Below are 26,068 nucleotides of genomic sequence, written 5' to 3'. Positions count from 1 at the left end.
GTAATAATACGTTTTAATTTGTTGGAAATTTCGTTATAATGATTAGAGATTTCAAATCGGGAGGATTGTCATGTTATGGCTACTAAAAATGAAGAAATTTTACGTAAACCAGATTGGTTAAAAATAAAACTAAATACTAACGAAAATTATACTGGTCTTAAGAAAATGATGCGCGAAAAGAATTTACATACAGTTTGTGAAGAAGCAAAGTGTCCTAATATACACGAGTGTTGGGGTGAGCGTCGTACTGCAACATTTATGATTCTTGGTGCAGTTTGTACCCGAGCTTGTCGTTTCTGTGCAGTTAAGACTGGTTTACCTAACGAATTAGATTTAGATGAGCCGGAACGCGTGGCAGAATCTGTAGAGTTAATGAATTTAAAACATGTTGTTATTACTGCAGTTGCGCGTGATGATTTAAGAGATGCAGGTTCAAATGTATACGCTGAAACAGTGCGTAAAGTACGTGAACGTAATCCATTTACATCAATTGAAATCTTACCTTCAGATATGGGCGGAGATTATGATGCATTAGAAACATTAATGGCATCAAAACCGGATATCTTAAACCATAACATCGAGACAGTTCGCCGTTTGACACCGAGAGTTCGTGCTAGAGCGACTTACGATCGTACATTAGAGTTCTTGAGACGTTCTAAAGAATTACAACCTGATATTCCTACAAAATCAAGTTTAATGGTGGGATTAGGTGAAACACACGAGGAAATTTATGAAACAATGGATGACCTTCGTGCTAATGATGTGGATATTTTGACAATAGGTCAATATTTACAACCTTCACGTAAACACTTAAAAGTTGAAAAATATTACACACCTTTAGAATTTGGTAAATTAAGAAAAGTAGCAATGGATAAAGGTTTTAAACATTGCCAAGCTGGTCCACTTGTAAGAAGTTCTTATCATGCAGATGAACAAGTAAATGAAGCTGCAAAAGAAAGACACCGCATCGGAGAAGAAAAACTTGGTAATGAAATTGGTACAGATACGAATAACTAATTAAAATAAGGCTTAGTTCATTTTAGATGATTGCGTGTATCGCACTATATGAACTAAGTCTTTATTAGAAATATGATATAAATATGTGAGTCATTTTAATATTTTATTATTTATAATTGAGTTTATGAAATGACATAGATTAGGTGAATGATATGATAAAAGTAAATGGACAATACTTTGAGATAATAGAGGAATATAGAGCGTGTTTTGAAGAAGAAACGTTTGCTAACAGATACTCAGATATTTTGGATAAGTATGATTTCATTGTTGGTGATTTTGGATATGACCAATTGAGATTAAAAGGGTTTTATAATGATAATAATAAAAAGGCAGAGTTAAGTAAACGATTCTCAACAATACAAGATTATCTATTAGAGTATTGTAATTTTGGCTGTCCTTACTTTATTTTAAGACGTATTCCAGAAAGTGAAATTAAGACACAGTTAGATGAAAGCGAAACAACAGAAAGTGACGCGATACTTGAAGAAGATAAACTGCATGATGTTAAAATTCAGCCCAGTATCCAACAATCAGAGAAATAATATAAGCTGGCAAACAGTGAATAGATATTTCCATTTTAACAAAACAAACCAAAGGCGATTATACGCTTTTGGTTTGTTTTTATTGATTAATATTTTGAGGCATAGCGCAAGTACTATGGCATCATGTTATTGAATGACTTCATTTAAATATGCTGTAATCTCGTTACCTTCGATTTCAGACACACCAAGAATATGTGCGATATAGCCTTCTTCTTCTAAGTCATCTGTGCCAATAATGCCAAATTTATTTGTTTGCATATTAAGGACGATTGTTTTCCCAAAATGGCGGTTGGTTTGAACTAGCATTAAATCATAACGGCTGTGTTCACCAACAAAACCAACAAATTGGACTTGTGCAGATTCATCATCATCATATAGATACATATCAATCATGTTTAGGCTCCTAACAATATAAGTATTTAGTTTAAATTAGCTTATTTAAAGCAATTTTGATCTTACTAAAAGTCTTGATTTACAGTATAACCATAAATGAATTTGTCTGCAAAGTTATGGTATGATGAGATGGATAGGGGTGACTAAAATGTATTTTGTTAATAAAGAACAATTGAATACTAAATTAAATTATTTACAACAATTAATTCAAGATTATCCTAGCCATAAAGATAATCATTATGCATTTGAACGTATTGCGCAAATGTTTATTGAATCAGCGGTAGACATTGGTAATATGATTATAGACGGCTTTATACTTAGAGATCCTGGTAATTATAAGGATGTTATAGATATTTTAGCGTTAGAAAAAGTGATATCTAAAGATACACAACATCAAATTAATCAAACCGTTGATGTAAGAAAGCAATTTGTTCATTATTATGATGAACTTAATACGACGACATTGATACCCATCTTTGATGAAGCAGTGCCATTTTATCAAAGTTATATTGATGAAGTAATTCAGTTTTTAAAAAATGAAAATGTTCCAATCACAGCTTTTGGTAAAAAAGGAGAATAAGTCATAATGAAAAATTATAAAGCGTATTTAATCGATTTAGATGGAACGATGTATAAAGGGAATGAAGAAATTGATGGAGCAGCCCAATTTATTTCTTACTTAAATAATCAAAATATTCCACATTTATACGTGACAAATAATTCAACGAAAGAACCAGAAGAAGTAGCATCAAAATTAAATACAATGGGTATTGTCGCACAAGCTGATGAAGTTGTTACATCAGCTTTGGCAACCGCAGAATTTATCGCAGAAGAATCACCTGGAGCAACTGTATACATGTTAGGTGGAAGCGGGTTATCCAATGCTTTAACTGCACAAGGATTGGTACTCAAAGACGATGAATTCGTGGATTACGTAGTGGTTGGTTTAGATGAGCAAGTTACCTACGAAAAGCTTTCAACTGCAACGTTAGGTGTGCGAAATGGTGCTAAGTTTATCTCAACAAACCAAGATGTCTCTATACCAAAAGAGAGAGGATTTTTACCAGGTAATGGAGCGATTACAAGTGTCGTGTCAGTTTCGACAGGTGTCCAACCCGTATTTATTGGCAAACCAGAGCCGATTATTATGAATAAAGCCTTAGAAATTTTAGACTTAGACCGTTCAGATGTAGCGATGGTAGGAGATTTATATGATACAGATATTATGTCTGGTATTAATGTTGATATAGACACGATTCATGTACAAACTGGTGTCACAACTAAAGAAGAAATAGAGAAAAAATCAGTACCACCGACTTATACTTTTAAGGATTTAAATGAAGTGATTAAAGAACTTGAAAAATAGGAGTGTTCGTATGGATAAAATCATTGTTACTCGAAAAATTCCGCAACCTTTTATAGAACAATTAGAAGCGCTTGGACAAGTAGAAATGTGGGATGAGTCACTTATTCCGATGCCTAGAGCGCAATTTTTAGATGCCATCAAAGATGCAACGGCTTGCTTTATAACTTTGAGTGAAAAAATAGATGAAGAAGCCCTGGAAGCAGCACCTAACCTGAAAATTATTGCAAATATGGCAGTTGGTTTTGACAATATTGATATTGATCTCGTAAATAATAAAGGTATTATCGCAACGAATACACCGAGTGTCTTAACTGAAACGACTGCAGAATTAGGATTCACATTAATGTTGGCAGTAGCAAGACGAATTGTAGAAGCTGAGAAATATGTTCAAAATGGCGAGTGGCAAAGTTGGGGCCCATATTTGTTTGCGGGCAAAGACTTGAGTAATGCGAATGTGGGTATTTATGGCATGGGTGATATTGGTAAAGCTTTTGCTAGAAGATTAAAGGGCTTTAATACTAAAATCATGTATCATAATCGCTCTAGACATGAAGATGCCGAAAAAGAGTTAGGGGCATTGTATGTACCATTTGATACACTATTAGAACATAGCGATTTTATAATATGTACAGCACCACTCACAAAGGAAACTCAAAATAAATTTAATGCTACAGCATTTAAAAAAATGAAAAACGATGCGATTTTTATCAACATAGGACGCGGCGCAGTTGTCGATGAACAAGCACTAATCGCTGCTTTAGAAAATGGTGACATCGCAGCTTGTGGTTTAGATGTTCTACGTGAAGAACCGATAGATATGAAACATCCACTCTTAGCGATGGCTAATGCCGTGATTGTACCTCATATTGGTAGTGCGTCTGTAATAACAAGAAATCGTATGATTCAACTATGCGTTGATAATATTCGATTAGTATTAAACAATTTACATCCTAAAACACCAATAAAATAATAAAAAGTATCTTGTATTTAGGGATTGGGACTTTCAATACATACGTCCCAATTAAAAAGAGTCTGCGAACATCTATGGATGTTTGCGGGCTCTTTTTTTGATAGCAAAAAACTGATGTATAAAGATAACTGATTTTTAAACCGTTTAGTTTCACTGATTATAAGTGTATTAAATATAATTGTATTTTGAGCGTTTTAATATTTTAAACCATCTAACATTTTTGTTATATATAAAATACTTTATTCGATTGTCACACCATCATAAAAAATGTATAATAAGTTGGTAAAATGTTAAAATATTGTAAATAGCCTTACAACCAAAAATATTGTTATGTAATAAAAAAATAATAGTATAAATAATAAAAGAGGTGGATGATGAGTAAAGAAATGAATAAAAAGCCTACCTATCAAAAAATGAAGCCATGGTTATTAACATTATTATATCTTGCTATTTTTATAGCCTTATACTTAATTTACGGTTCTGGAGATACGCATAATAACTTTATTTATAATGAATTTTAATCGAGGAGAAAATTATGAAAGATATTGTATATTCATTAATTGAAAATGAAAAGAATTACCCCGACCAAATTGCAATAAGACATAATGATGAAACAATCAATTATCGAGAACTTAATCAATATACGAATAGACTAGCAGAATTAATAAAAGACAGTCAAAGTCCATTGATCGTATATGGACATATGTCGCCTTATATGATTGTAGGGATGCTTGCAAGTTTAAAAGCAGGTTGTGGTTATGTACCCATAGATGTTTCAATGCCTGAAGATCGAATTAGTTCTATTATTGAAAAAGTAGAACCTGACTATATTTTAAATACGACAGAAAGTTTATTAGACATAAAACATAATCATATTTTTGATTTGAATATATTTAATGACATGGATACATCTATTAAATTTAATGCGCTGATTGAAGATAAAAATATTGCTTATACGATTTTTACTTCTGGTTCAACAGGTGAACCTAAAGGTGTACAAATTCGTTATGATAGTTTAAATCAGTTTACGCAGTGGATGGTCGACCTCAATCAATTAGGTGAAAACCAACAGTGGTTAAATCAAGCGCCTTTTTCATTTGATTTATCAGTAATGGCGATTTATCCATGTTTAGCTACGGCAGGCACGTTAAATTTAGTAGACAAAGCAATGATTAATAAGCCTAAACTATTAAACCAAATGCTAGAAGCAACACGCATTAATGTATGGGTCTCAACGCCTTCATTTATGGAAATGTGTTTAATGTTACCAAATCTTTCAGAAAATCAATATGATAGTTTAAAAGAATTTTTCTTCTGTGGTGAAATTTTGCCACATAGAACGGCAAAAACGTTATTACAGCGATTCCCATCTGCGTATATTTACAATACATACGGGCCTACTGAAGCAACGGTTGCAGTTACAAGCATACGGATTACTGAAGATATCATAAATCAATATAATCCATTACCTGTTGGCGTACCGAGACCAGGCACAATATTGTCTTTAGCTGAGAATGACGAGTTAGTGATAACTGGTCAATGTGTGAGTGCTGGATACGTTAAAGATGAAATGCGCACTAAGGCGGTATTTAAAACATCCAATGGACAGCCAAGTTATTACACAGGTGACAAAGCGACGAAGAAGCATGAGCAATGGTTTATCAATGGTCGCATAGATTTTCAAGTTAAACTTAATGGTTACCGTATGGAATTAGAAGAGATTGAATTTCAATTACGACAGGTTAATGTTATAAAAGAAGCGGTTGTTGTTCCAATTTATAAAAATAGTAAAGTTGTGCAATTGCAAGGTGTAGTCATTTTAAATGAGGAAGTAGATATCGATGCTGAACAAGCTATGATACATAACATTAAACAAGCGCTTAAAAAATCAATTCCAGATTATATGATTCCTAAAAAAATAATATTTAAAGATAAATTTCCATTAACGGCAAATGGAAAACTAGATAGAAAACAAATCGCTGAGGATATACAAGCATGATTCCATATGGCACATTTACATTTTTTCTCATAGCGTTCATTGTACTATTACCTGTCATTATCATGGGGTTAGTTGGCAAGAGAAGTCGAATTTATAATGGTATCAGTACCATGGTGATGATTGTTCTCATTTTTTCTTCAGAAAAACAAAATCTTTTTGGACTATCATTTTTAAGTGTACAGTTAATTAATTTTATCTTATACATTCTCTGGCAAGTAGCCATTATCATGTTTTACTGGAAATCACGTGCAAAAAATAATACATTCAGTAAATTTTTTGTCGTTATTGTTTTATCGATATTGCCGTTAGTGGTTGTCAAAGTCATGCAAAGCTCGTGGTTTGGTGCAACACAATTGAAATTACATGAAAATAAAGTTATTGAATTTATTGGCTTTTTAGGTATTTCATACGTCACGTTCAAAAGTGTACAACTATTAATGGAAATACGAGATGGTTCGATTAAAGAAGTTAAAGTATCGAAAGTATTTCAATTTATATCGTTCTTTCCAACCATTTCATCAGGTCCGATAGATCGTTATAAACGATTTGTTAAAGATGAAGCAAAGATTCCATCCAGTGACCAATATCAAGAATTATTACATAAGGCAATTCATTATATTATGCTTGGATTTTTATATAAATATATCATTGCCTATTTAATTCAAGTTTATGCTATAAACCCACTGTTGTTGGATTTTAATAGTTTTACTACTAAATGGCTTTATATGTATGCGTATAGTCTGTATTTATTTTTTGACTTTGCTGGTTATTCTTTATTTGCTATGGCCTTTAGTTATTTATATGGAATACAAACACCGCAAAACTTTAAACAACCCTTTAAAGCAAAGAATATTAAAGATTTTTGGAATAGATGGCATATGTCATTGTCATTCTGGTTTAGAGATTGTATTTATATGAGATCGTTATTCTTTATGTCGAAAAAGAGATTGTTAAAAAGTCAGTTCACGATGTCTAATATTGCCTTTTCATTAAACTTTTTAATAATGGGAATTTGGCATGGCATTGAAGTTTATTATATTTTGTATGGGTTATATCATGCAGTTTTATTTATTGGTTATGGTTATTATGAAAAATGGCGTAAAAAACATCCGCCAAAATGGTCAAATCAATTTACGGCACTATTAAGTATCATCGTTACATTCCATTTTGTAACATTTGGCTTTTTCATCTTTTCTGGGAAATTGTTTTAAAATTTAGGAGGAAAATATTATGGAATTTAGAGATCAAGTATTAGATTTATTAACTGAAGTAGCTGAGACTAATGTGATTAAGGAAAATCCTGATGTGGAATTATTCGAGGAAGGTATTATTGATTCATTCCAAACGGTAGGGTTATTACTAGAAATTCAAAATAAATTAGATATTGAAGTTTCAATTATGGATTTTGACAGAGATGAGTGGGCGACACCTAATAAGATTGTAGCGGTATTAGAAGAATTACGATGAAACTAAAATCATTTATACCAATCATTGTAAGTCTTGTGCTATTTGGCATCTTTGTAATATTGCCAGCGAGTTGGTTTACTGGTTTAATCAATTCCAAAACATTAGCTACGCAACGTGTTGCTCTGACTGATCAAGTATTAAAAGGTACTTTAATACAAGATAAAATGTATCAATCCGATGCATATTATCCTATTTATGGGTCCAGTGAATTAGAAAAAGATGATCCATTTAACCCGGCGTTTTTACTAAATGGTAGAAAAGATGTTCCGAAGCAACCGTTTTTAATTGGGACAGGTGGATCAACCGACTTAGTCAATGCCGTGGAACTTGGTTCGCAATATGAAAACTTAAGAGGCAAAAAGATGGCCTTTATTGTGTCACCACAGTGGTTTACAAAACATGGATTAACACATGATAATTTCAAAGCACGAATTTCAAAGGGACAATTAAATCGATTATTTAATCAAAATCAATTAAGCCCTAAGTTGAAACAACGTTATGCGAAACGTTTATTACAGTTCAAAGATGTTGAAAACAGACCTTATTTAGAAAAAGTAGCAGCAGGCCATATGCCAAAAGAAACTCAATATCTTTCAAAATTTCAAGATAATCAATTGAAAAAAATTGAAGCAATTAAATCAATATATCCATTAAGAACGTCACCTTTATCACATATCGATCCTGTTACACATAAAAATAGTTCGTGGCATAACATTGAGTCAGCAGCGGAATCATACGGTGAAGCGCGTACCAAGTCAAATCAATTTGGTATTCGAGATGAATATTGGGGTTTAATCAAACAGCATAAACGTAAAATTAACCGAAATTACGAATTCAGACAAAATTCTCCTGAATTTAATGATTTAAAATTACTTGTAGATACGTTACGTGAAGGTGGCGCAGATGTTGAATATGTGATTTTACCTTCTAATGGTAAATGGTATGATCACATCGGAATCAAACAAGAGAGACGTCAAAAAATATATGACAAGATTGACAATACGATTATTGATCATGGCGGACATACCTATAATATGACCGATAAAGATTATGAACCATATGTGGTAAGTGATGCGGTGCATATTGGCTGGAAAGGCTGGGTTGATATCGCAGAACGTATTGAGCAACACATGCATAAAAAATAACGTATAAAATTAAACAATCCTTTCAAATTTCACAGTTTATGTGAATTTTTGAAAGGATTATTTAATGGGTTTAAAACGTAAAATAAGCTAAATAACGTCATATTATAAATGTATAAAACATTTAGTTTAAAATGGATGGTGAAATATTAAAATTAAAAAACCTAGTACACAGTTTTCGTGTTCTAGGTTAAAAAGTGTTCGAAAGCCATTCAATTTTTGATGTTATTATATATAGTAAGTCTATCAATTAGAATACTTGTTCTACTTCGATTACTCCTGGTACTTCTTCATGCAAAGCACGTTCGATACCTGCTTTTAATGTGATAGTTGAACTTGGGCATGTACCACATGCGCCATGTAATTGTAATTTAACAATACCATCCTCTACATCTACAAGTGAACAGTCACCGCCATCGCGTAATAGGAAGGGACGTAGTTTTTCGATAACTTCTGCTACTTGATCAAACATCGTTACGTTTTCAGTTGGCATAAAAATGCCTCCTTTCAAGTAAATTATTTCATTTTCTACTTATCTTTTTATTATAATAGAAAAATAGGGAAAAATCTATAAATCAAAACAAAAGGGGAGAAAGATATATGGATAAAGTGAGCGTCGTTGTTTATGGAGCAGATGTTGTATGTGCGAGTTGTGTCAATGCACCTACTTCTCGTAACACATTTGATTGGTTACAGCCTTTATTAAAACGTAAATATCCGGACAAACAATTTGAATTTACGTATATCGATATAGAAAAAGATGTAGAAAATCTAACAGATCATGATCAACAATATATTGAACGCATCCAAGAGGATGAATTATTTTATCCCTTAGTTACGATGAATGACGAATATGTTTCAGATGGTTATGTTCAGTTAAAAGATATTACTAAATTTATGGAATTACAGTAAAAAAAGAAGGCGTCTAGGTCATTTGATGATGTGTCCTAGACGCCTCTAAAATTAGCTGTAAATATATTGATCTCAGTGATCATTAGCATTATTTGATAAAAAACTAAGCCAAGATAAAAGGCTTAGTTTGGAGCTTCAAAACGATTTAACCGTTATGGTATTTATACATCCATAGGACGCCTGATTTTAGGATAGAAGCTAGACGACCAGTAACGGTGCGGTCCATAATGTATGCGAACCCTTTTTTATCACCAAGTGATCCAAGGAACCCTTGAATTTTAATTTCTGGCATTTTTTCAGGAAGTGGTTTGTTTTGCCATTGTAATTTCATCACATCAGCAATTTGATCACCTTGAGCTTCCGCCAATTGCGCGCTTGGTGCATGAGGTAAATCTGCACAATCGCCGACTACGTAAACATTTTTGTAAGTAGGCACCTGATGATATTGATTTAAAATGACGCGCCCGCCTTTACTGATATCAATAGGTAGGTTTCTAACTAATTCTACTGGTTGGATACCTGCAGTCCACACGATTAAATCAAGTTCTTCTGGTACGTCATTATTGTAAATACAACCGGGTTCAACACGGTTGATATCAGAGTTTGGTACAACTGTGACATCATGTTTTTTGAACCATTTCTCTATATATTTACTTAATTTTTCAGGGAAACGACGTAAAATACGTTCTCCTCTATCATACAGGAAAATTTGTAAATCACTGCGACTTTCACGTAATTCACTAGCTAATTCGATACCGCTTAAACCTGCACCTACAATACCTACTTTAGCACCATTTGGAAGTTCACTAATATGATGGAATGTTTCACGCGATTTAGAAAGTGTTTGAATACTATGTGTGTATTCTTCTGCACCTGGCACATTATGATATTTATCTTCACAACCAAGTCCGATAACAAGTTCATCATAATCAACCTTGGTGTGCCCTACAGATACGATTTGGTCATCCAAATTAATATCAGTAATTTCGCCATAAACGTTATTGATTCTATCTGAATCAGGAAAACTCATGCGGATATCTTTGTCAGATTTTGTTCCCGCAGCTAATTCATAAAATTCTGGTTTTAAACCATGGTATGGCATGCGATCAATTAATGTAATTGAATAATTTTCTGGAAGTGCTGATGGTAAAATATGAGACATGATGCGCATATTACCATAGCCACCACCTAGTAATACTAAGTTTTTCATTTGTGATACCCCTCTAATAAAAATTGTATTGAGCAGAAAAGATATGATAAATTTTTAAATCATTGTAGAACATGTCCATTGCACTTCAATGTAAATAAAATGTGATTAAATCATGCTTTATTCTGCATCGATATACCAATTTTCTATAATCAGCTTACTTAGATATATTATATGCTTTTTTGTTTACTACTACAAATAAAGTAGACGCATTCTAATTTGTCATCACAAAATTTTTAGATAAGTAAATATTAACTTTGAAAATCAAATAATCAAATGTGATTGAGACTGGGCATACATTGATAAAGGTCAACTCAATGATCAATTGAAGCGTTAATCAAAATTTCTGTAAGCTAGTATGTAGATATAGCCCCAGTGTTTTTGTTATAATTGTCTAACTGATAATTAATGAGAGGGTGTAATATGAATCCAATAGTTGAGTTCTGCATTTCGAATTTAGCGAAGGGCGGAGATTATGTATACAATCAGCTTGAAAATGATCCAGGCATAGATGTTTTAGAATATGGGTGTTTACAAAATTGTGGTATATGTTCTAGCGGCTTGTATGCATTAGTGAATGGTGATATCGTTGAAGGTGAATCTCCAGATGATTTATTACAAAAAATATACGCACATATAGAAGAAACATGGATTTTTTAGGAGGTAATTGTTATGACAGTGATTAATATGACAGAGTCAGCAGCTTATGAAGTTAAAGACATGTTACAACAGAACGATATGCCTGATGGCTATTTAAAAGTGAAAGTAAATGGTGGTGGCTGTACAGGCCTAACTTATGGCATGTCTGCTGAAGAAGAACCTGGCGAGAACGATGAAATATTCGAATTTTATGGTTTGAAAGTATTAGTTGATAAGTACGATAAACCAGTATTAGATGGTACGACAATCGATTTTAAACAATCTTTAATGGGAGGCGGCTTCCAAATAGATAACCCGAATGCCATTGCAGCTTGTGGTTGCGGTAGTTCGTTTAGAACTGCTAAAGTGGCTGGGACGCCTGAAGATTGCTAATTAAATAAATTGATAAAAAGGCTATGGTTCACTTAAACAATAAGTGTAAACTATAGTCTTTTGTACGTTTATGTGAAATAATAAACAATATGGTCGTTAGCGCTTGAAAATCAACGATAAAAACTATAAAATTGGTATTGGATGAAAATTGTCTTTTTTGTGAATTACTTTTTAAAGATTGGGTAAATAAAAGACGATTGCAACAAAAAAATTATGAAAGCTTAGGTGAATGAAATGGCTCAAGATCGTAAAAAAGTATTAGTTCTAGGCGCTGGTTACGCTGGTTTACAAACTATTACAAAATTACAAAAGCAAATTTCAGCAGATGAGGCTGAGGTTACATTAATTAATAAAAATGACTACCACTATGAAGCAACTTGGTTACATGAAGCTTCAGCAGGTACAATTAGCTATGAAGATTTACTATATCCAGTTGAAAGTGTTGTTAACAAAGATAAAGTTAACTTTGTAAAAGCAGAAGTAACTAAAATTGATCGCAATGCTAAAAAAGTTGAAACTGACGCTGGAATCTTTGATTTTGATATTTTAGTAGTTTCATTAGGTTTCGAAAGTGAAACATTTGGTATCAAAGGTATGAAAGATTATGCTTTCCAAATTGAAAATGTATTAACTGCACGTAAATTATCTCGTCACATTGAAGACAAGTTTGCTAATTATGCATCTTCAAAACAAAAAGATGATAAAGATTTAGCTATTATTGTTGGTGGTGCTGGATTTACTGGTGTGGAATTCTTAGGTGAATTAACAGACCGTATTCCTGAATTATGTAACAAATATGGTGTAGAACAAAGCAAAGTGAAAATCACTTGTGTTGAAGCAGCACCAAAAATGTTACCAATGTTCTCTGATGAATTAGTTAATCATGCGGTAAATTACTTAGAAAACAAAGGTGTAGAATTTAAAATTGGTACACCAATCGTTGCTGCTAACGAAAAAGGTTTCGTAGTAAAAGTAAATGATGAAGAACAACAATTAGAAGCTAATACAGTAGTATGGGCTGCTGGTGTGCGTGGTAGCAAATTAATGGAAGAGTCATTTGAAGGCGTTAAACGTGGACGTATTGTTACTAAACAAGATTTAACAATTGAAGGATACGATGATATCTTTGTTATTGGTGATTGTTCTGCGTTTATTCCTGCAGGAGAAGAACGTCCATTACCAACTACAGCACAAATTGCTATGCAACAAGGTGAACACACAGCTAAAAATGTTAAAAACATTTTAGAAGGTCAACCTACAAACGAATTTGAATACGTTGATCGCGGTACTGTATGTTCATTAGGCGCTCATGATGGCGTTGGTGTTGTTTATGGTAGAGATATTCAAGGTAAAAAAGCTGCCTTCATGAAGAAAGTAATCGATACACGTGCGGTATTCAAACTTGGCGGTATTGGTTTAGCGTTTAAAAAAGGTAAATTTTAATAAATAAATCCATTGAGATACATTTTTGAATGTGTCGTATGAGATGCAATGAGGCCGGGACATATCATTATGTTCCGGCCTCATTAAGCATATAGATGTTTTTATTTGAATTACATAAGCAGTATCAAGAAATTACTTTAGACAAATATAATTTCTGTTTTTAATCTACAGAAAATAGAAATTTTGAAAATTACATAAACAATATAAGATATTAATTAAGCAGAAAAGAGGAGAAGCTATTATGAAATTTAATATTAGTAATCATCAAGAAAGTGACACGGATACATTAGTAATCGGAGTACCTGAGCATTTAAATCAACTAGAAACAGTAGTCGTTGGAAATGAAAACTTAAATGACAAGCTTAAAACATTAAAGCAACATCAAATTATAAGTACAAATATTGCTGCTATTTCTACAACAATGATCAATTTAAATGATAAATTTGTAAAATTAATTACGGTTGGCTTAGGTAATGTAAAATCAACCCATCACAGTGATTATTTAAAAGTATTTGGTCATTTATTTCAATATTTAAAGAAAAACAGAATTAGTCATGTTTCATTATTGTTTGATACATTTCAAGCGCATGAGTTACCAAGAGAAACAATTGCTGAAATATTAGGTCAACAAAGTATGCAGTCAATTTATGAATTTGATAATTATAAAACCGATAAATCTGCACCATATCAAATCGATTTAGATATCAGTACTTCCAAAGAAGGGGGTATAGAGGCTGCAATTGAACATGGACAAGCTATTGCATCAGCCATCAATATTGCTAGAGATTATAGTAATATACCCCCTAATATATTGACACCAAGCTTTTATGCTGAAATGATACAGAAACATTTCAATCATACTGAGGTTAGCGTTGATATAAAAGATAGTAAAACACTTCAAGAAGAAGGATTTGGCTTAATACATGCTGTTGGAAAAGGCTCTAAGCATGGTCCTAGAGTCATTACTTTGTCATATAACGGTGGCAACGTAAATGATGCTCCGATTGCATTGGTTGGAAAAGGTATTACATATGATTCTGGCGGTTATTCTATTAAATCTAAATTAGGTATGCAAACTATGAAATATGACATGTGTGGCTCTGCAAATGTCGTAGCCATGATTGACGCAGCACGTAAACTTGAACTAAAGATTAATATTGTTGGTGTTATTGCTGCTGCTGAAAATATGGTTAATGAAATCGCGATGAAACCGGATGATGTATATACTGCATTGAGTGGTGAATCGGTTGAAGTATTAAATACGGATGCTGAAGGTCGTTTAGTATTAGGAGATGCAGTATTTTATGCGAATCAATTCCAACCTAAATTGATTCTTGATTTTGCAACATTAACTGGTGCTGCAGTAGCAGCATTAGGCGATGATAAAGCGGCTGTGTTTAATCATAATGCAGACGAAACTTTACAACATATACTAAACTGCGCACGTCAAATGGATGAATTCGTTTTTGAATTACCAATGACTTCAACAGAGCAAAAATTAATTAGAAATAGTGATGTTGCAGACCTCGTTAACCATACGAATGGTCAAGGAAAGGCATTATTTGCGGCAACATTTATTAATCATTTTGCGGGAGAAACGCCACATATGCACTTTGATATAGCTGGTCCAGCAACGATAAATAAACATACACATAAAGGTCCTAAAGGGCCGACAGGTTATCTTGTTCCTACTATTGTAGAATGGATGCGTCATCTGAAATAGTAAGATTTGTAATATTTTAATACCATAAAAATGGGCAACATGATGTAATTAACGTTAATGGTTGTCCATTTTTTTGTTATTAATGTCTATAAAAGACAATGACTTAAAGATAGATTTATAAACCAAGTTTACATAGTCTTTTAAATAATAATATTAAAGTTAATAATGTGTTTGACAAGTACTATCGTTATTGATATTATAAATCACATGATACTTTAGTTCGATAACGTGATAAAGGAGTTATGCTTTGTGATAAATGCAGTTGTTATAGCCGTTGTATTGATGATTGTCTTATGTTTATGTAGATTAAATGTAGTTATTAGTTTATTTGTCAGTGCACTTGTAGGTGGATTAATAGCGGGTATGAGTGTTTCTGAAATTGTATCCGTATTTGGTAAAAATATAGTAGATGGTGCAGAGGTGGCACTTAGTTATGCATTGCTTGGTGGGTTTGCAGCATTGATTTCTTATAGTGGTATTACTGACTTCTTAGTGAATAAAATTATAGACGGAATTCATGCAGAAAACAGTAAGATATCACGAGTTAAAGTGAAAATCATTATTATCATTGCTTTACTTGTCATGAGCATAATGAGTCAGAATTTAATTCCCGTACATATTGCATTTATTCCAATTGTCATACCTCCATTAATTAGTTTATTTAATGAACTTAATGTGGACAGAAGACAAATCGCTATTATCATTGGTTTTGGTTTGTGTTGGCCTTATGTATTATTACCTTTTGGTTTTGGTCAAATTTTTCACCAAATCATACAAAATGGCTTTACCAAAGCACATCACCCAATTGAGATGGGTATGATTTGGAAGGCTATGATTATCCCATCGTTAGGTTATATTGTTGGGTTGATATTAGGTATTTATTATTATAGAAAACCAAGAAAATATATCCAACATGAAGAAATTAAAAATAATGATTCAATTGTCATCAAACCTTACGTACTTATAGTAACTGTGATTTCAATCTTAGCTACTTTTTTAGTACAACTCGTTACGGATTCAATGATATTTGGCGCGCTCGCAGGTGTGCTTGTATTCTTTGTTTCAAGAGCGTATAAATGGACGGAATTGGATAAACAGTTTGTTGATGGAATCAAAATTATGTCATTTATCGGCGTAGTCATATTATCTGCAAATGGTTTTGCAGGTGTAATGAATGAAACAGGGGATATCAGCAAATTAGTGGATAGTCTAAGTGGTGTTGTAGGAGCCAATAAATTATTGAGCATTATTGTTATGTATATTAGTGGATTAGTGGTCACATTAGGTATAGGTTCTTCATTTGCCACAATACCAATCATTGCCACATTGTTTGTGCCACTAGGAGAGTCATTAGGTTTAAGTACGATGGCGCTTATTGCATTAATAGGTACTGCGAGTGCCTTAGGTGATTCAGGGTCACCAGCGAGTGATTCAACACTTGGACCGACAGCAGGTTTAGATATTGATGGACAGCATGATCATATTAGAGATACATGTATACCTAATTTTGTGTTCTATAATATACCATTGATTATTTTTGGAACAATTGCAGCTATGATATTATAGTATTAATTCTATGCAAATGAGGTGTACGTTATGGAAAATATGCTAGATGCTTTAGATATTAAAGTAGAAAAGCAAGAACGTGGATTAATGGTGATGTCAATGCCGGTAACAGATAAGGTGAAACAACCTTTTGGCTATTTACACGGTGGTGCGAGTCTTGCGCTCGGAGAATCTGCTTGTTCTATGGGAGCTGCTTATTTAATCGATACTGAAAAGTATGTTCCCCTTGGATTGGAAATGAATGGTAACCATATTGGTTCAACAACCGAGGGAACCATATATGCGACAGCAACAATTATTCATGAAGGAAAAACAACACAAGTTTGGAATATAGATATTAAAGATGACACAGATAGGTTGATTTGTGTGATGCGTGGAACGATTGCGATTAAACCGCTTAAACGCTAAAAGATATTTTACAATAAAAATTGAAAAACAAACACAAATCATTTTATTTTCTAATCAAATCATAGCAATAATAATGAAAGCGTCCGAGACAAAATACATGTCTTGGACGCTTTTTTATATTTCAGGATTCAAGTAAATCAATATATTTAGATGACATAGTTTTATGTTTTAAATAAATGTGGCGTCGTTTGAAGTTGTCTTTTCATAGACTTCTGAAATACGTAAAGCAGCTTCTCGTCCGCCCATAATATTTCTAGCAAATGGACCTAATTCCAAATCAGCTAAGCCGCCACTGACAAAAAGATTTGGCAGCCATTCTAAATTAGCATTAATGGATGGCAAACCACAGTGAGTAATGGGGGCTTGGTAACTATCGACAAGTTGTTTGATCACTGGCTGTTGCATGATACTTTCTTTAAAACCCGTAGCAAGTAGTAAATGGTCATAATACATACAATATTGTTTCGTATGTATAGCATGGTTGGCTATATCTGTGATTTCATTTTTATGAATGATTAAGCGACCTTGTGCAATATATTTTTTTAATCTTAGTTCCAGTTCTTTTGGCATAGAGCCTTTGTGTCTTTCTTTATTAATCAAATTAAAGCGCGCCTTTGAAGATGTCATTTGGCTAAAGTATTTCATATTTTTGGGGCCTAACCAGCCTGGATCAGCATCAAAGTCATGTATGGTAATGTCTTTTTTCATCCATAAATGTATTGGTTCAGTGTTATTCTTTTTTAATAATTTTAATGTAAGGTGTGCAGCAGAAATGCCACTACCTATAATGTGAGATGCATGATGGGTCAAACAATGCTCGTTTTGAAATATATGCGTAACATCTGGTTGATTATGGAATAATTCAGGTATAAAGGGGTCATGATTGCAACCAAATGCGATAACTAAATGTGTTGATTTGATCCATTGATTATGACACAGTATGTGCCATTGCGATTGTACGCGTTTAATTTGAGAAACAGTACCCTGAACGTGACAATCATTTAAATTGTAGCTATGTATTAAATCGTGTGTATGTTCCATAAAGATGTCGCGATTCGGTCTCTTATATGGACCATATGAAGCATGGGTTTATTGTTTTTTCTTACCATACTGTTTTAAGTGAAAAGGGTCGGGATGTACATGATGTACACATGGTGAGCGTAAATAAGGCATATCAATGCTTTTTGTGAAATGATCAAATTGCTCACACAAATTGGTATGTGGGTCTATAATTGTTAACTTTGTGCAATCTAGACCAAGCGATCTTAATTTGATTGCAATTGTCACGGCGTGGATGCCACCGCCGATAATTGTCCATGATGACAAATAAAAACACTCCTTTTTAAATCGTAATAATTACGATTTAATATATCGTGGACTGCTAACGATGACAATAGTATGTTATAAACATTTTTGAACATTTACATGCATCTTATTACGACTAGACAAAGTGTCGATGCATAGATGCGTAATTTGAGCACGAACATTTTACTTCGATACATAACTTTGATAACCATGCGATGCGTGGTCAAGTGCATAAGATTTTAAAAACAAAGAGGGGAGTGGGACAGAAATCAAATTTTTTAATAGAGATTTCGTAATCCCACCTATGCAATCAAGGCAAGGATGATTAGGATAAAGGTTTACCTGAGCTAACGCTCATGCATAAGTCTCACTAGCATTTTTATGTGACATACCTCATATACTTTTGCATAAGAACTACTCATTTTCATAAAATAAGTAATTCTTTAAAGCAGTGAGACTTTACATTTTCATTCAGTCATCTACTGCCTAAACGAAAAAGAGTCTGAGACAACTATTTATGTCCCAGACTCCTCAATTTTGAGAATAGGTATATTCCAAGTTCTAAAAATACCCTGTATTATAATTTTGTATTTTTTAAATCTTTTTTGATTTCATCGTGCTTCGTTCTTTTGGAAGCGGGTGTATTTAAATTATATGCAGATTTAATAATAAGGTGACTGGCTAATGGTCCGGTAATTAAAATAAACAAGATACCGACGATTAATTGCATATTAACGTACCCTTCACGTCCAATAAAGAATAAGAACACACCACTGATTAATAACATTGCGCCTAATGTTGCAGCTTTACCTGCCGCGTGCGCTCTAGCATAGACATCATCCAGACGTAAGATACCAATGGCAGCAAGAGCACTGATGAGTGAACCTATTATAACCAAGATAAGCGCTATGCTAATGACGATCGTTGTTATCATGTTCAATCACCTTACCTTTATCCATATACTTAGCAAATACTGCTGTACCAAGGAATGCAAGTATACCTATTAATAAAATAGCAACCATCATATATTTAGTACCTAAGAAAATACTAAATAAGGCGACAATGGCCATTAATTGAATACCCATCGCATCGAGTGCAACAACCCTATCAGCTAGAGAAGGGCCGATAATTACACGAACTAACATGCCTAGCATTGACAACGCAACGATAACTAATGCAATTATTAATATGATATTATAGTTCATTCATTTTCTCCTACCTCTCTGACCACTTTTTCAAGGGAAGACTTGATGCTTTCAACTTCTTCTTCTTTCGTACTGAAATCGATACTATGAATATAAATTTTTGTTCGATCATCACTAATTCCTAAAACAATTGTACCAGGCGTTAGTGTAATTAAATTGGACAGTAATACAATTTGCCAATCTTTTTTTAAATCTGTGTTGTAAGTAAAGAATGCAGGTTCATTATCAATGTTAGGTTTAACGACAATACGTATGACATCGATATTGGCTTTGATGAGTTCTATTAAAAATACAAGGAAAAGTTTTATGATTTTATATACTGTAATGAGATAAAATCTACCCGGTAATACACCACGCATGATATAAACTAAAAGTAATGCGAATAAATAGCCTAAAATGAAGTTATTAAAATTATAACTACCTGTAACAAATAACCAAAATACAGATAAAATTAAATTCACTAATATTTGAATCGCCATTTTATTTTCCCCCCAATACGCTGTCAGTGTATACACTTGGATTGTAAAACGTTTCTGCTGCATCTTTAATGATTGGTTGTAACCAATCTGCAGAAAGTCCAAATATTACAGAAATAACGACAGCAACAATGGATACAGTAAGAATCCCTTTATATTGTAATTTAGGATTTACTTGATAACCTTCTGATTTACCGAAGAACCCTTGTAAAAAGATTCGTATCACAGAATAAAGTACAACCAGACTTGAAAGTAAGACTAAAATACCACTTAAATAAAATCCTTTTTCAAAAGTAGCTTGAACGATATAGTACTTACCATAAAATCCACTAAGAGGGGGAATACCAGCTAAACTAAGTGCTGCTATAAAGAAAGTCCAACCTAGCACTGGGTAGTCTTTAATAAGACCGCCATATTTACGTAAGTCATGTGTTTTTGTAATTTTATACATGACACCAATTAGGAAAAATAAGGCTGCTTTGATTAACATATCATGTAGCGTATAGTAAATCGCGCCCATCATACCAGTTTGATTCATCATCGCTACACCGACAAGAATGACACCTACAGCAATCATGATATTATAGAGTATGATTTTTTTAGTATCAAAGTAACTTATGGCGCCAACACAACCAAAGATGATTGTGAGTAGGGCGAGAAACAGTATAGTATAGAATGAAAAGTTCGATGTATCTCTAAAAAATAGGCTGGCAGTTCTAGCAATGGCATATATGCCTACTTTAGTTAATAAGGCACCGAAGAAGGCAATAATTGCAATAGGTGGTGCGTAATAAGCACCTGGCAACCAAATATACATTGGAAAAGCACCAGCTTTTGTAGCAAATACAAAGATAAATAAAATAAATATAATGGTTACAATGCCACTATCTTGTGATGGTAGTTGACTTAACTTTTCGCTGATATCAGCAAGGTTCAACGTGCCTACTACCGAATAAAGCATAGCTACAGCAATAACGAAGAATGCTGAAGAAGTCACATTTACAAGAACATATTTAATCGTCTCACTCAATTGTACTTTTGTGCCGCCAATAACTAAGAGAATATAGGAAGCCATCAAGAATACCTCGAAGAATACGAACAAGTTAAATATATCGCCGGTAATAAATGAGCCTATGACTCCAGTTAGCATAAACATAACAGCGAAGTAATAGTAATATGTTTCGCGTTCAATACCTACAGATTGATAGGAATATAAAATGATGAGCATTGTGACGATGAGGCTTGTGATGACAAGTAATGCACTGAATATATCAAGTACAAAGACAATACTATAAGGTGCATCCCATGAACCAAGCTCTAAAGTAATTGGACCATCTTTTAAAACATTATTTAAATTAATAAAAGCGAATATTAAAGTTAATGCCGTACCTGCTAAGGCAACATAACGTTTGATTTTAGGACGTTTACCAATGAAAATGAGTGCGATAATAGTGATCATTGGTATGACGAGTAATGAAATGATTAAGTTACTCTCTATCATCTTCTAGCACTCCTTTCATACTTTCTACGTTGTCTGTGCCTAATTCTTTATAACTTCTAAAAGCAAGTACTAAGAAAAACGCTGTGACTGAAAATGAAATAACAATAGCGGTTAAAATTAATGCCTGTGGTATAGGATCAACGTAAGAAGTAATACCTTTCTCATATATAGGTACTTCACCTTTTTTTAAACCGCCCATTGTAATTAAAAATAAGTTTGCAGTATGTGTTTGTAATGTAGTCCCAATAATAATGCGTATCAAACTCTTAGAAAGAATGAGATAGACACTCATTGCAGTGAGAATACCACATACGAAAATCATCAATATTTCCATTACTCATTCTCTCCAATCGATAAGATTATAGTCATTACTGTACCTACAACTGCACACATAACACCTAAATCAAAGAAAGTAGCTGTGTGCATCTCCATTGGTGGTAAAATACCTAATGGAATTTCAAACGGCGTATGCGTGAAGAAGTTTTTATTATAAAACCAACTTGCCATTGGTGTTGCTAAACAAAATAATAAGCCGATACCGATTAATATTTTAAAATCCCAAGGGAATATCTTACGCATTGTTTTAATATCAAAAGCGACCGTAATAATAACGAGAGCACTTGATAACAATAGACCACCAACGAAACCACCACCTGGTGTATAGTGTCCGGCCAAGAATAAAGATAGACCAAACATTACTATGAGGAAGAAGATAACAACTGCTGAATATTGAAAAATTAAATTATTCTTCTGTCTGTTCAACGTTTTTACCCCCTTCATCAGATTTATCATTTTTCGCACGTAATTTAATCATGGTATAAACACCTAATCCAGCAATACCCAACACGGAAGACTCAAATAATGTATCGGTACCACGGAAGTCAACCAATATGACGTTAACCATGTTTGTACCATGTGCTAAGTCATAGACATGCGTTTTATAAAATTCTGCGATAGAACCGAAGTGTCTGTTACCATAAGCGATTAATCCAAGTACGGTAACGACAATACCAGCACCAACAGAAATAACAATATTAACCAATTTGAATGAACGTGTTTCTTTATGTCTATTTAGATTAGGTAAATGATAGAAACATAATAAGAATAATGCAGTAGAAATGGATTCAACTACAAATTGTGTAAGTGCTAAGTCTGGCGCACCGAAGAAAATAAAGAATATAGCAACAGAATAACCGACAGCACTGGCCATAATTATACTGAATAGTCTGGATTTAGCGAAAATAATCATTGAAGCTGCTGTAATAATGAGCACTACAATAATTAATTCGAAAGGACGTATCGCACTGACATCTTTAAAATCAATATTGAAAGGTGTAACTAATAATGTAACTAAGGCAATAACAATGAGAGATGCAAAGATAATGACTAAATTATTACGTGTGAATCCAGTAACATACGTATCTGTAAATTTGCTAGAGTATCTAGGTGTTACATCTCCAAATTTGTTATACCAGTAATTAATTGTCAGTTTAGTTGGTTGTTTTTGTAATAAATAAATCCAATAACTGAATGTAATGATTAATACAATACCAACAATATAAATGCCTAATGTAGAGAAGAAGGCTGGTGTAAAGCCATGGAACATATGAAATTCCGCTGTCGAATTTGTTGTTTGACCAATTGCATTCACCGCGGGTTCTATAATAGAACCTGAAAGTATCGCAGGGAATAACCCAAATACGATAACTAAAATGGCTAAAATTGACGGAGAAATGAGCATTAATGGTGAAACTTCATGTGCTTTTTTAGGTAATTTATCTTCTTTATAACTACCTAAGAAAATTTGGCCAATAAACCTTATTGAATATACAAATGTAAACACACTACCGATAATAGCGGTAATTGGAATTAAAATACCGAGTGTATCTAAACTAAATAAGTTTACATTAGTAACTTCGATCATACTTTCTAAAAATTTTTCTTTAGATAAAAAACCATTAAATGGCGGTATGCCTGCCATACTTAAAGAAGTGATTAATGTGATGGTAAACGAAATAGGCATAATGGTTAATAAACCGCCCAGTTTTTTGACATCACGGGTACCAGTTGAATGGTCAACAGCACCAGTAATCATAAATAGTGCACCTTTAAAGGTAGCATGGTTAATCAAGTGGAAGATGGCTGCCGTAAATGCTGCGATGTAAATTTGACTTTCAGCACCTTCAAAATGAAAGCTTACTGCGCCTACACCGAGCATTGCCATAATCATACCTAGTTGAGATACAGTAGAAAATGCGAGTATCCCTTTCAAATCTTGTTGTTTTGTTGCATTTAATGATGCCCAAAATAGTGTGATGAGGCCAACAGCAGTCACTGTCCAAATCCAACCTTGAGACACTGCGAATATAGGTGTCATACGTGCCACTAAGTAAAGCCCAGCTTTAACCATAGTTGCTGAGTGAAGATATGCACTAACAGGTGTTGGTGCTTCCATCGCATCTGGTAACCAAACATAAAATGGAAATTGTGCAGATTTAGTCATTGCACCAATTAATACCAGAATCATAGAGAAAATAAAAAATGGACTTGTTTGGATTTCTGAGGCATTATTTATCAATTCTTGAATACTTGTTGTTCCACCGGCAATGGAAAGTAAGATAATACCACCCAAAAGTGATAAACCGCCAAATACAGTAACGAGCATTGATTTTTGTGCTCCGTAAATTGAGGCTTGTTTATCACGCCAAAATGAAATAAGAAGGAAACTTGAAAATGAAGTTAATTCCCAGAATAAATATAAGATAATTAAATTATCAGATAATACAAGACCTAACATTGCACCCATAAAAAGCAATAGGTAACAATAAAAATGTCCTAATTGCTCTTGTCGACTTAAATAGCTTATAGAATACAGTACAATTAAACAGCCAATGCCAGTTATAAGTAAACTGAATAATAAACCAAGACCATCTACATACAAATTAAAGTTCATACCAAAATGCGGCATCCAATTTGCTTTTTCCATAATGGTATTGCCTGACATCGTTGTTGAAATATATGATAAAAAATATATAAATAAGACGACGGGGATAGGTAACACAAACCATCCTAAATGTATCCGTTTATAGAACCGATATACAAATGGAATAATGAGTGCAAATATCAACGGTAATAGTACCGCTATATGTAACAAACTCATTATATTTTCCTCCTTTTAAAATTTATTATAAATTCATTATACATGAATTGAAGAGTTCTGAAAAACGTGTTTAAGCCTTGAAGGACTTGAAATATATGTGTTGTTAAATAAGAAGAAACACGGTATTTTTATTCAAAATTTTGTTTATATTGAAGTGAATAATCTGCTTTGAGACGCTGTAGATTTTCAAGCGACATTGTTGCGTGCAATGTATTTTCAGCTTTTAATTTTTCTTCTAAATGTGTAATAGCTTGTTGTAAAGATACTTTATATGGTAATGGTTCTACATTAAAAGGTCTTAAATGCGATTTTTTAGTGTAACGCTTTTCATATTGACTCAGTGCTTTTCTTTCGTGAAAGAAAACATTTTCTGTTTCTGTTGGATTATGTAAATCCCCTTGTTTAGGGTGTTTAATGACTTGTTCAACTTGTACGAGTACTTGATTTTCATCTTCTTCCTTAATGGTAACGCCGTAACTGCCAGTTTTATGTGAAAAACGATATAACATGATTCATTCCATCCCTTCTTTTATGTTAGAATACATATATCATCTTAACATGAAATGGAGAATAAAAATGACGAACTATCCTCAGTTAAATACAGAAATTAATGGTAATGAAATTAAATTGATTATGCACACAAATAAAGGAGATATGACCTTTAAACTATTACCTGATGTAGCACCAAAAACTGTAGAAAATTTTGTGACACATGCGAAAAATGGTTACTATAATGGTGTAACATTCCATCGTGTCATTAATGATTTTATGGTACAAGGTGGCGACCCAACAGCTACAGGTATGGGTGGAGAAAGTATTTATGGTGAACCTTTTGAAGATGAATTTTCAAAAGAAGCCTTTAATATTTATGGTGCGTTATCTATGGCAAATGCTGGTCCACATACGAATGGTTCACAATTCTTTATCGTACAAATGAATGAAGTACCTGAATCAATGTTGAGTCAGTTAGCTGACGGTGGTTGGCCAGAGCCAATCGTTAAAGCATATGCTGAAACGGGTGGCACACCATGGTTAGATCAAAAACATACAGTGTTTGGTCAACTGATCGAAGGTAAGGATACTTTAGAAGACATAGCAAACACTAAAGTAGGACCACAAGATAAACCATTACATGATATAACAATCGATTCAATTGAAATAGTCGAATAATACGAATGACATTGTAAATTAAAGTACGAATTGAAAGCCTAGATCAACCCAATAAATCGTATGG

29 protein-coding genes and 1 pseudogene are annotated in these 26,068 nt (G+C 33.2%); 18 read left to right on the top strand and 12 right to left on the bottom strand.

Annotated elements, in window-relative coordinates; all coding sequences use genetic code 11:
* Window positions 1-75: 75 nt before the first annotated feature.
* Together lipA and L987_RS01560 are read left to right on the top strand one after the other, a co-directional pair.
* Window positions 76-1,017 (top strand): lipoyl synthase, encoded by a 942-nt coding sequence (lipA, locus tag L987_RS01565; protein WP_002483827.1) that lies wholly within the window; start codon window positions 76-78, stop codon window positions 1,015-1,017.
* A 152-nt stretch (window positions 1,018-1,169) separates the two neighbouring features.
* The gene (locus L987_RS01560; RefSeq protein ID WP_037538900.1) at window positions 1,170-1,559 is read left to right on the top strand and encodes a YutD family protein; all 390 of its coding nucleotides are present in this window, start codon (window positions 1,170-1,172) and stop codon (window positions 1,557-1,559) included.
* Between the two features lie 126 nt (window positions 1,560-1,685).
* On the opposite strand, the gene L987_RS01555 is transcribed toward L987_RS01560, so the two are convergent.
* The gene (locus tag L987_RS01555; protein WP_011303531.1) at window positions 1,686-1,952 is read right to left on the bottom strand and encodes a DUF3055 domain-containing protein; all 267 of its coding nucleotides are present in this window, start codon (window positions 1,950-1,952) and stop codon (window positions 1,686-1,688) included.
* Window positions 1,953-2,100: 148 nt separating this feature from the next.
* Here L987_RS01555 and L987_RS01550 point away from each other — a divergent pair, with 148 nt between their 5' ends.
* The 8 genes from L987_RS01550 (at window position 2,101) to dltD (ending at window position 8,899) form a co-directional block, all read left to right on the top strand.
* Window positions 2,101-2,532, top strand: coding sequence for a DUF86 domain-containing protein (locus L987_RS01550; RefSeq protein ID WP_002483824.1), 432 nt, complete (start codon window positions 2,101-2,103; stop codon window positions 2,530-2,532).
* 6 nt (window positions 2,533-2,538) lie between these two features.
* Window positions 2,539-3,318 carry a TIGR01457 family HAD-type hydrolase gene (locus L987_RS01545; RefSeq protein ID WP_002483823.1) on the top strand — a complete coding sequence of 260 codons (780 nt, stop codon included), beginning with the start codon at window positions 2,539-2,541 and terminating at the stop codon, window positions 3,316-3,318.
* Window positions 3,319-3,328: 10 nt separating this feature from the next.
* Window positions 3,329-4,288 (top strand): 2-hydroxyacid dehydrogenase, encoded by a 960-nt coding sequence (locus tag L987_RS01540; protein ID WP_011303530.1) that lies wholly within the window; start codon window positions 3,329-3,331, stop codon window positions 4,286-4,288.
* Between the two features lie 374 nt (window positions 4,289-4,662).
* Window positions 4,663-4,809, top strand: a complete 147-nt coding sequence (locus L987_RS01535) for a teichoic acid D-Ala incorporation-associated protein DltX (protein WP_011303529.1) — start codon at window positions 4,663-4,665, stop codon at window positions 4,807-4,809.
* Window positions 4,810-4,823: 14 nt separating this feature from the next.
* Window positions 4,824-6,287 (top strand): D-alanine--poly(phosphoribitol) ligase subunit DltA, encoded by a 1,464-nt coding sequence (dltA, locus tag L987_RS01530; protein ID WP_047502554.1) that lies wholly within the window; start codon window positions 4,824-4,826, stop codon window positions 6,285-6,287.
* Window positions 6,284-7,498: a D-alanyl-lipoteichoic acid biosynthesis protein DltB gene (gene dltB, locus L987_RS01525; RefSeq protein ID WP_047502552.1), complete on the top strand. Its 1,215-nt coding sequence runs from the start codon at window positions 6,284-6,286 to the stop codon at window positions 7,496-7,498. Before dltA ends, dltB begins: the two co-directional genes overlap by 4 nt.
* A gap of 19 nt (window positions 7,499-7,517) precedes the next feature.
* Window positions 7,518-7,754, top strand: a complete 237-nt coding sequence (gene dltC / locus L987_RS01520) for a D-alanine--poly(phosphoribitol) ligase subunit 2 (protein ID WP_002483818.1) — start codon at window positions 7,518-7,520, stop codon at window positions 7,752-7,754.
* The gene (dltD, locus tag L987_RS01515; protein WP_047502549.1) at window positions 7,751-8,899 is read left to right on the top strand and encodes a D-alanyl-lipoteichoic acid biosynthesis protein DltD; all 1,149 of its coding nucleotides are present in this window, start codon (window positions 7,751-7,753) and stop codon (window positions 8,897-8,899) included. Before dltC ends, dltD begins: the two co-directional genes overlap by 4 nt.
* A gap of 247 nt (window positions 8,900-9,146) precedes the next feature.
* On the opposite strand, the gene L987_RS01510 is transcribed toward dltD, so the two are convergent.
* On the bottom strand, window positions 9,147-9,389 hold the full coding sequence (locus tag L987_RS01510; RefSeq protein WP_002483816.1) for a NifU family protein: 243 nt from the start codon (window positions 9,387-9,389) through the stop codon (window positions 9,147-9,149).
* Window positions 9,390-9,496: 107 nt separating this feature from the next.
* Here L987_RS01510 and L987_RS01505 point away from each other — a divergent pair, with 107 nt between their 5' ends.
* A complete protein-coding gene (locus L987_RS01505) occupies window positions 9,497-9,808 on the top strand; it encodes a YuzD family protein (protein WP_002483815.1) in 312 nt (103 codons plus the stop codon).
* 145 nt (window positions 9,809-9,953) lie between these two features.
* Here L987_RS01505 and L987_RS01500 read toward each other — a convergent pair whose 3' ends face one another.
* Window positions 9,954-11,018, bottom strand: a complete 1,065-nt coding sequence (locus tag L987_RS01500; protein ID WP_002483814.1) for an NAD(P)/FAD-dependent oxidoreductase — start codon at window positions 11,016-11,018, stop codon at window positions 9,954-9,956.
* A 420-nt stretch (window positions 11,019-11,438) separates the two neighbouring features.
* On the opposite strand from L987_RS01500, the gene L987_RS01495 reads away from it, so the two are divergent.
* The 6 genes from L987_RS01495 (at window position 11,439) to L987_RS01470 (ending at window position 17,187) form a co-directional block, all read left to right on the top strand.
* The gene (locus tag L987_RS01495; RefSeq protein ID WP_002483813.1) at window positions 11,439-11,675 is read left to right on the top strand and encodes a YuzB family protein; all 237 of its coding nucleotides are present in this window, start codon (window positions 11,439-11,441) and stop codon (window positions 11,673-11,675) included.
* Between the two features lie 12 nt (window positions 11,676-11,687).
* Window positions 11,688-12,047 (top strand): HesB/IscA family protein, encoded by a 360-nt coding sequence (locus L987_RS01490; RefSeq protein WP_011303524.1) that lies wholly within the window; start codon window positions 11,688-11,690, stop codon window positions 12,045-12,047.
* A 234-nt stretch (window positions 12,048-12,281) separates the two neighbouring features.
* Window positions 12,282-13,490, top strand: coding sequence for an NAD(P)/FAD-dependent oxidoreductase (locus L987_RS01485; RefSeq protein WP_037538897.1), 1,209 nt, complete (start codon window positions 12,282-12,284; stop codon window positions 13,488-13,490).
* Window positions 13,491-13,731: 241 nt separating this feature from the next.
* The gene (locus L987_RS01480; RefSeq protein WP_047502546.1) at window positions 13,732-15,213 is read left to right on the top strand and encodes a M17 family metallopeptidase; all 1,482 of its coding nucleotides are present in this window, start codon (window positions 13,732-13,734) and stop codon (window positions 15,211-15,213) included.
* Window positions 15,214-15,462: 249 nt separating this feature from the next.
* Window positions 15,463-16,779 carry a Na+/H+ antiporter family protein gene (locus L987_RS01475; protein ID WP_011303521.1) on the top strand — a complete coding sequence of 439 codons (1,317 nt, stop codon included), beginning with the start codon at window positions 15,463-15,465 and terminating at the stop codon, window positions 16,777-16,779.
* A 30-nt stretch (window positions 16,780-16,809) separates the two neighbouring features.
* Window positions 16,810-17,187 (top strand): hotdog fold thioesterase, encoded by a 378-nt coding sequence (locus L987_RS01470; RefSeq protein WP_002483808.1) that lies wholly within the window; start codon window positions 16,810-16,812, stop codon window positions 17,185-17,187.
* A 168-nt stretch (window positions 17,188-17,355) separates the two neighbouring features.
* Here the strand turns inward: L987_RS01470 and L987_RS01465 are convergent.
* The 9 genes and pseudogenes from L987_RS01465 to kapB form a co-directional block, all read right to left on the bottom strand.
* A pseudogene (locus L987_RS01465) lies at window positions 17,356-18,513 on the bottom strand (NAD(P)-binding domain-containing protein).
* Window positions 18,514-19,069: 556 nt separating this feature from the next.
* Window positions 19,070-19,426: a Na+/H+ antiporter subunit G1 gene (locus tag L987_RS01460; protein WP_011303519.1), complete on the bottom strand. Its 357-nt coding sequence runs from the start codon at window positions 19,424-19,426 to the stop codon at window positions 19,070-19,072.
* Window positions 19,404-19,697, bottom strand: coding sequence for a Na(+)/H(+) antiporter subunit F1 (locus L987_RS01455; RefSeq protein ID WP_047502543.1), 294 nt, complete (start codon window positions 19,695-19,697; stop codon window positions 19,404-19,406). Before L987_RS01455 ends, L987_RS01460 begins: the two co-directional genes overlap by 23 nt.
* Complete coding sequence (locus L987_RS01450) at window positions 19,694-20,176, bottom strand: Na+/H+ antiporter subunit E (protein WP_011303517.1); 483 nt, start codon at window positions 20,174-20,176, stop codon at window positions 19,694-19,696. The genes L987_RS01455 and L987_RS01450 overlap by 4 nt, the downstream gene beginning before the upstream one ends.
* Window position 20,177: 1 nt before the next feature.
* The gene (mnhD1, locus tag L987_RS01445; protein WP_047502542.1) at window positions 20,178-21,674 is read right to left on the bottom strand and encodes a Na+/H+ antiporter Mnh1 subunit D; all 1,497 of its coding nucleotides are present in this window, start codon (window positions 21,672-21,674) and stop codon (window positions 20,178-20,180) included.
* Window positions 21,661-22,008, bottom strand: a complete 348-nt coding sequence (gene mnhC1, locus L987_RS01440) for a Na+/H+ antiporter Mnh1 subunit C (RefSeq protein WP_002483802.1) — start codon at window positions 22,006-22,008, stop codon at window positions 21,661-21,663. Before mnhC1 ends, mnhD1 begins: the two co-directional genes overlap by 14 nt.
* Window positions 22,008-22,436, bottom strand: coding sequence for a Na+/H+ antiporter Mnh1 subunit B (mnhB1, locus tag L987_RS01435; RefSeq protein ID WP_011303515.1), 429 nt, complete (start codon window positions 22,434-22,436; stop codon window positions 22,008-22,010). Before mnhB1 ends, mnhC1 begins: the two co-directional genes overlap by 1 nt.
* The gene (locus tag L987_RS01430; RefSeq protein WP_011303514.1) at window positions 22,417-24,834 is read right to left on the bottom strand and encodes a Na+/H+ antiporter subunit A; all 2,418 of its coding nucleotides are present in this window, start codon (window positions 24,832-24,834) and stop codon (window positions 22,417-22,419) included. The genes mnhB1 and L987_RS01430 overlap by 20 nt, the downstream gene beginning before the upstream one ends.
* 128 nt (window positions 24,835-24,962) lie before the next feature.
* The gene (kapB, locus tag L987_RS01425; RefSeq protein WP_100217402.1) at window positions 24,963-25,346 is read right to left on the bottom strand and encodes a sporulation phosphorelay system protein KapB; all 384 of its coding nucleotides are present in this window, start codon (window positions 25,344-25,346) and stop codon (window positions 24,963-24,965) included.
* 64 nt (window positions 25,347-25,410) lie between these two features.
* On the opposite strand from kapB, the gene L987_RS01420 reads away from it, so the two are divergent.
* The gene (locus tag L987_RS01420; RefSeq protein ID WP_002483798.1) at window positions 25,411-26,004 is read left to right on the top strand and encodes a peptidylprolyl isomerase; all 594 of its coding nucleotides are present in this window, start codon (window positions 25,411-25,413) and stop codon (window positions 26,002-26,004) included.
* Window positions 26,005-26,068 lie beyond the last annotated feature (64 nt).

The organism is Staphylococcus sp. ZWU0021 (assembly GCF_000798895.1).
Taxonomy (GTDB): domain Bacteria; phylum Bacillota; class Bacilli; order Staphylococcales; family Staphylococcaceae; genus Staphylococcus; species Staphylococcus saprophyticus.
This window is presented reverse-complemented; position numbering and strand designations above follow the sequence as displayed.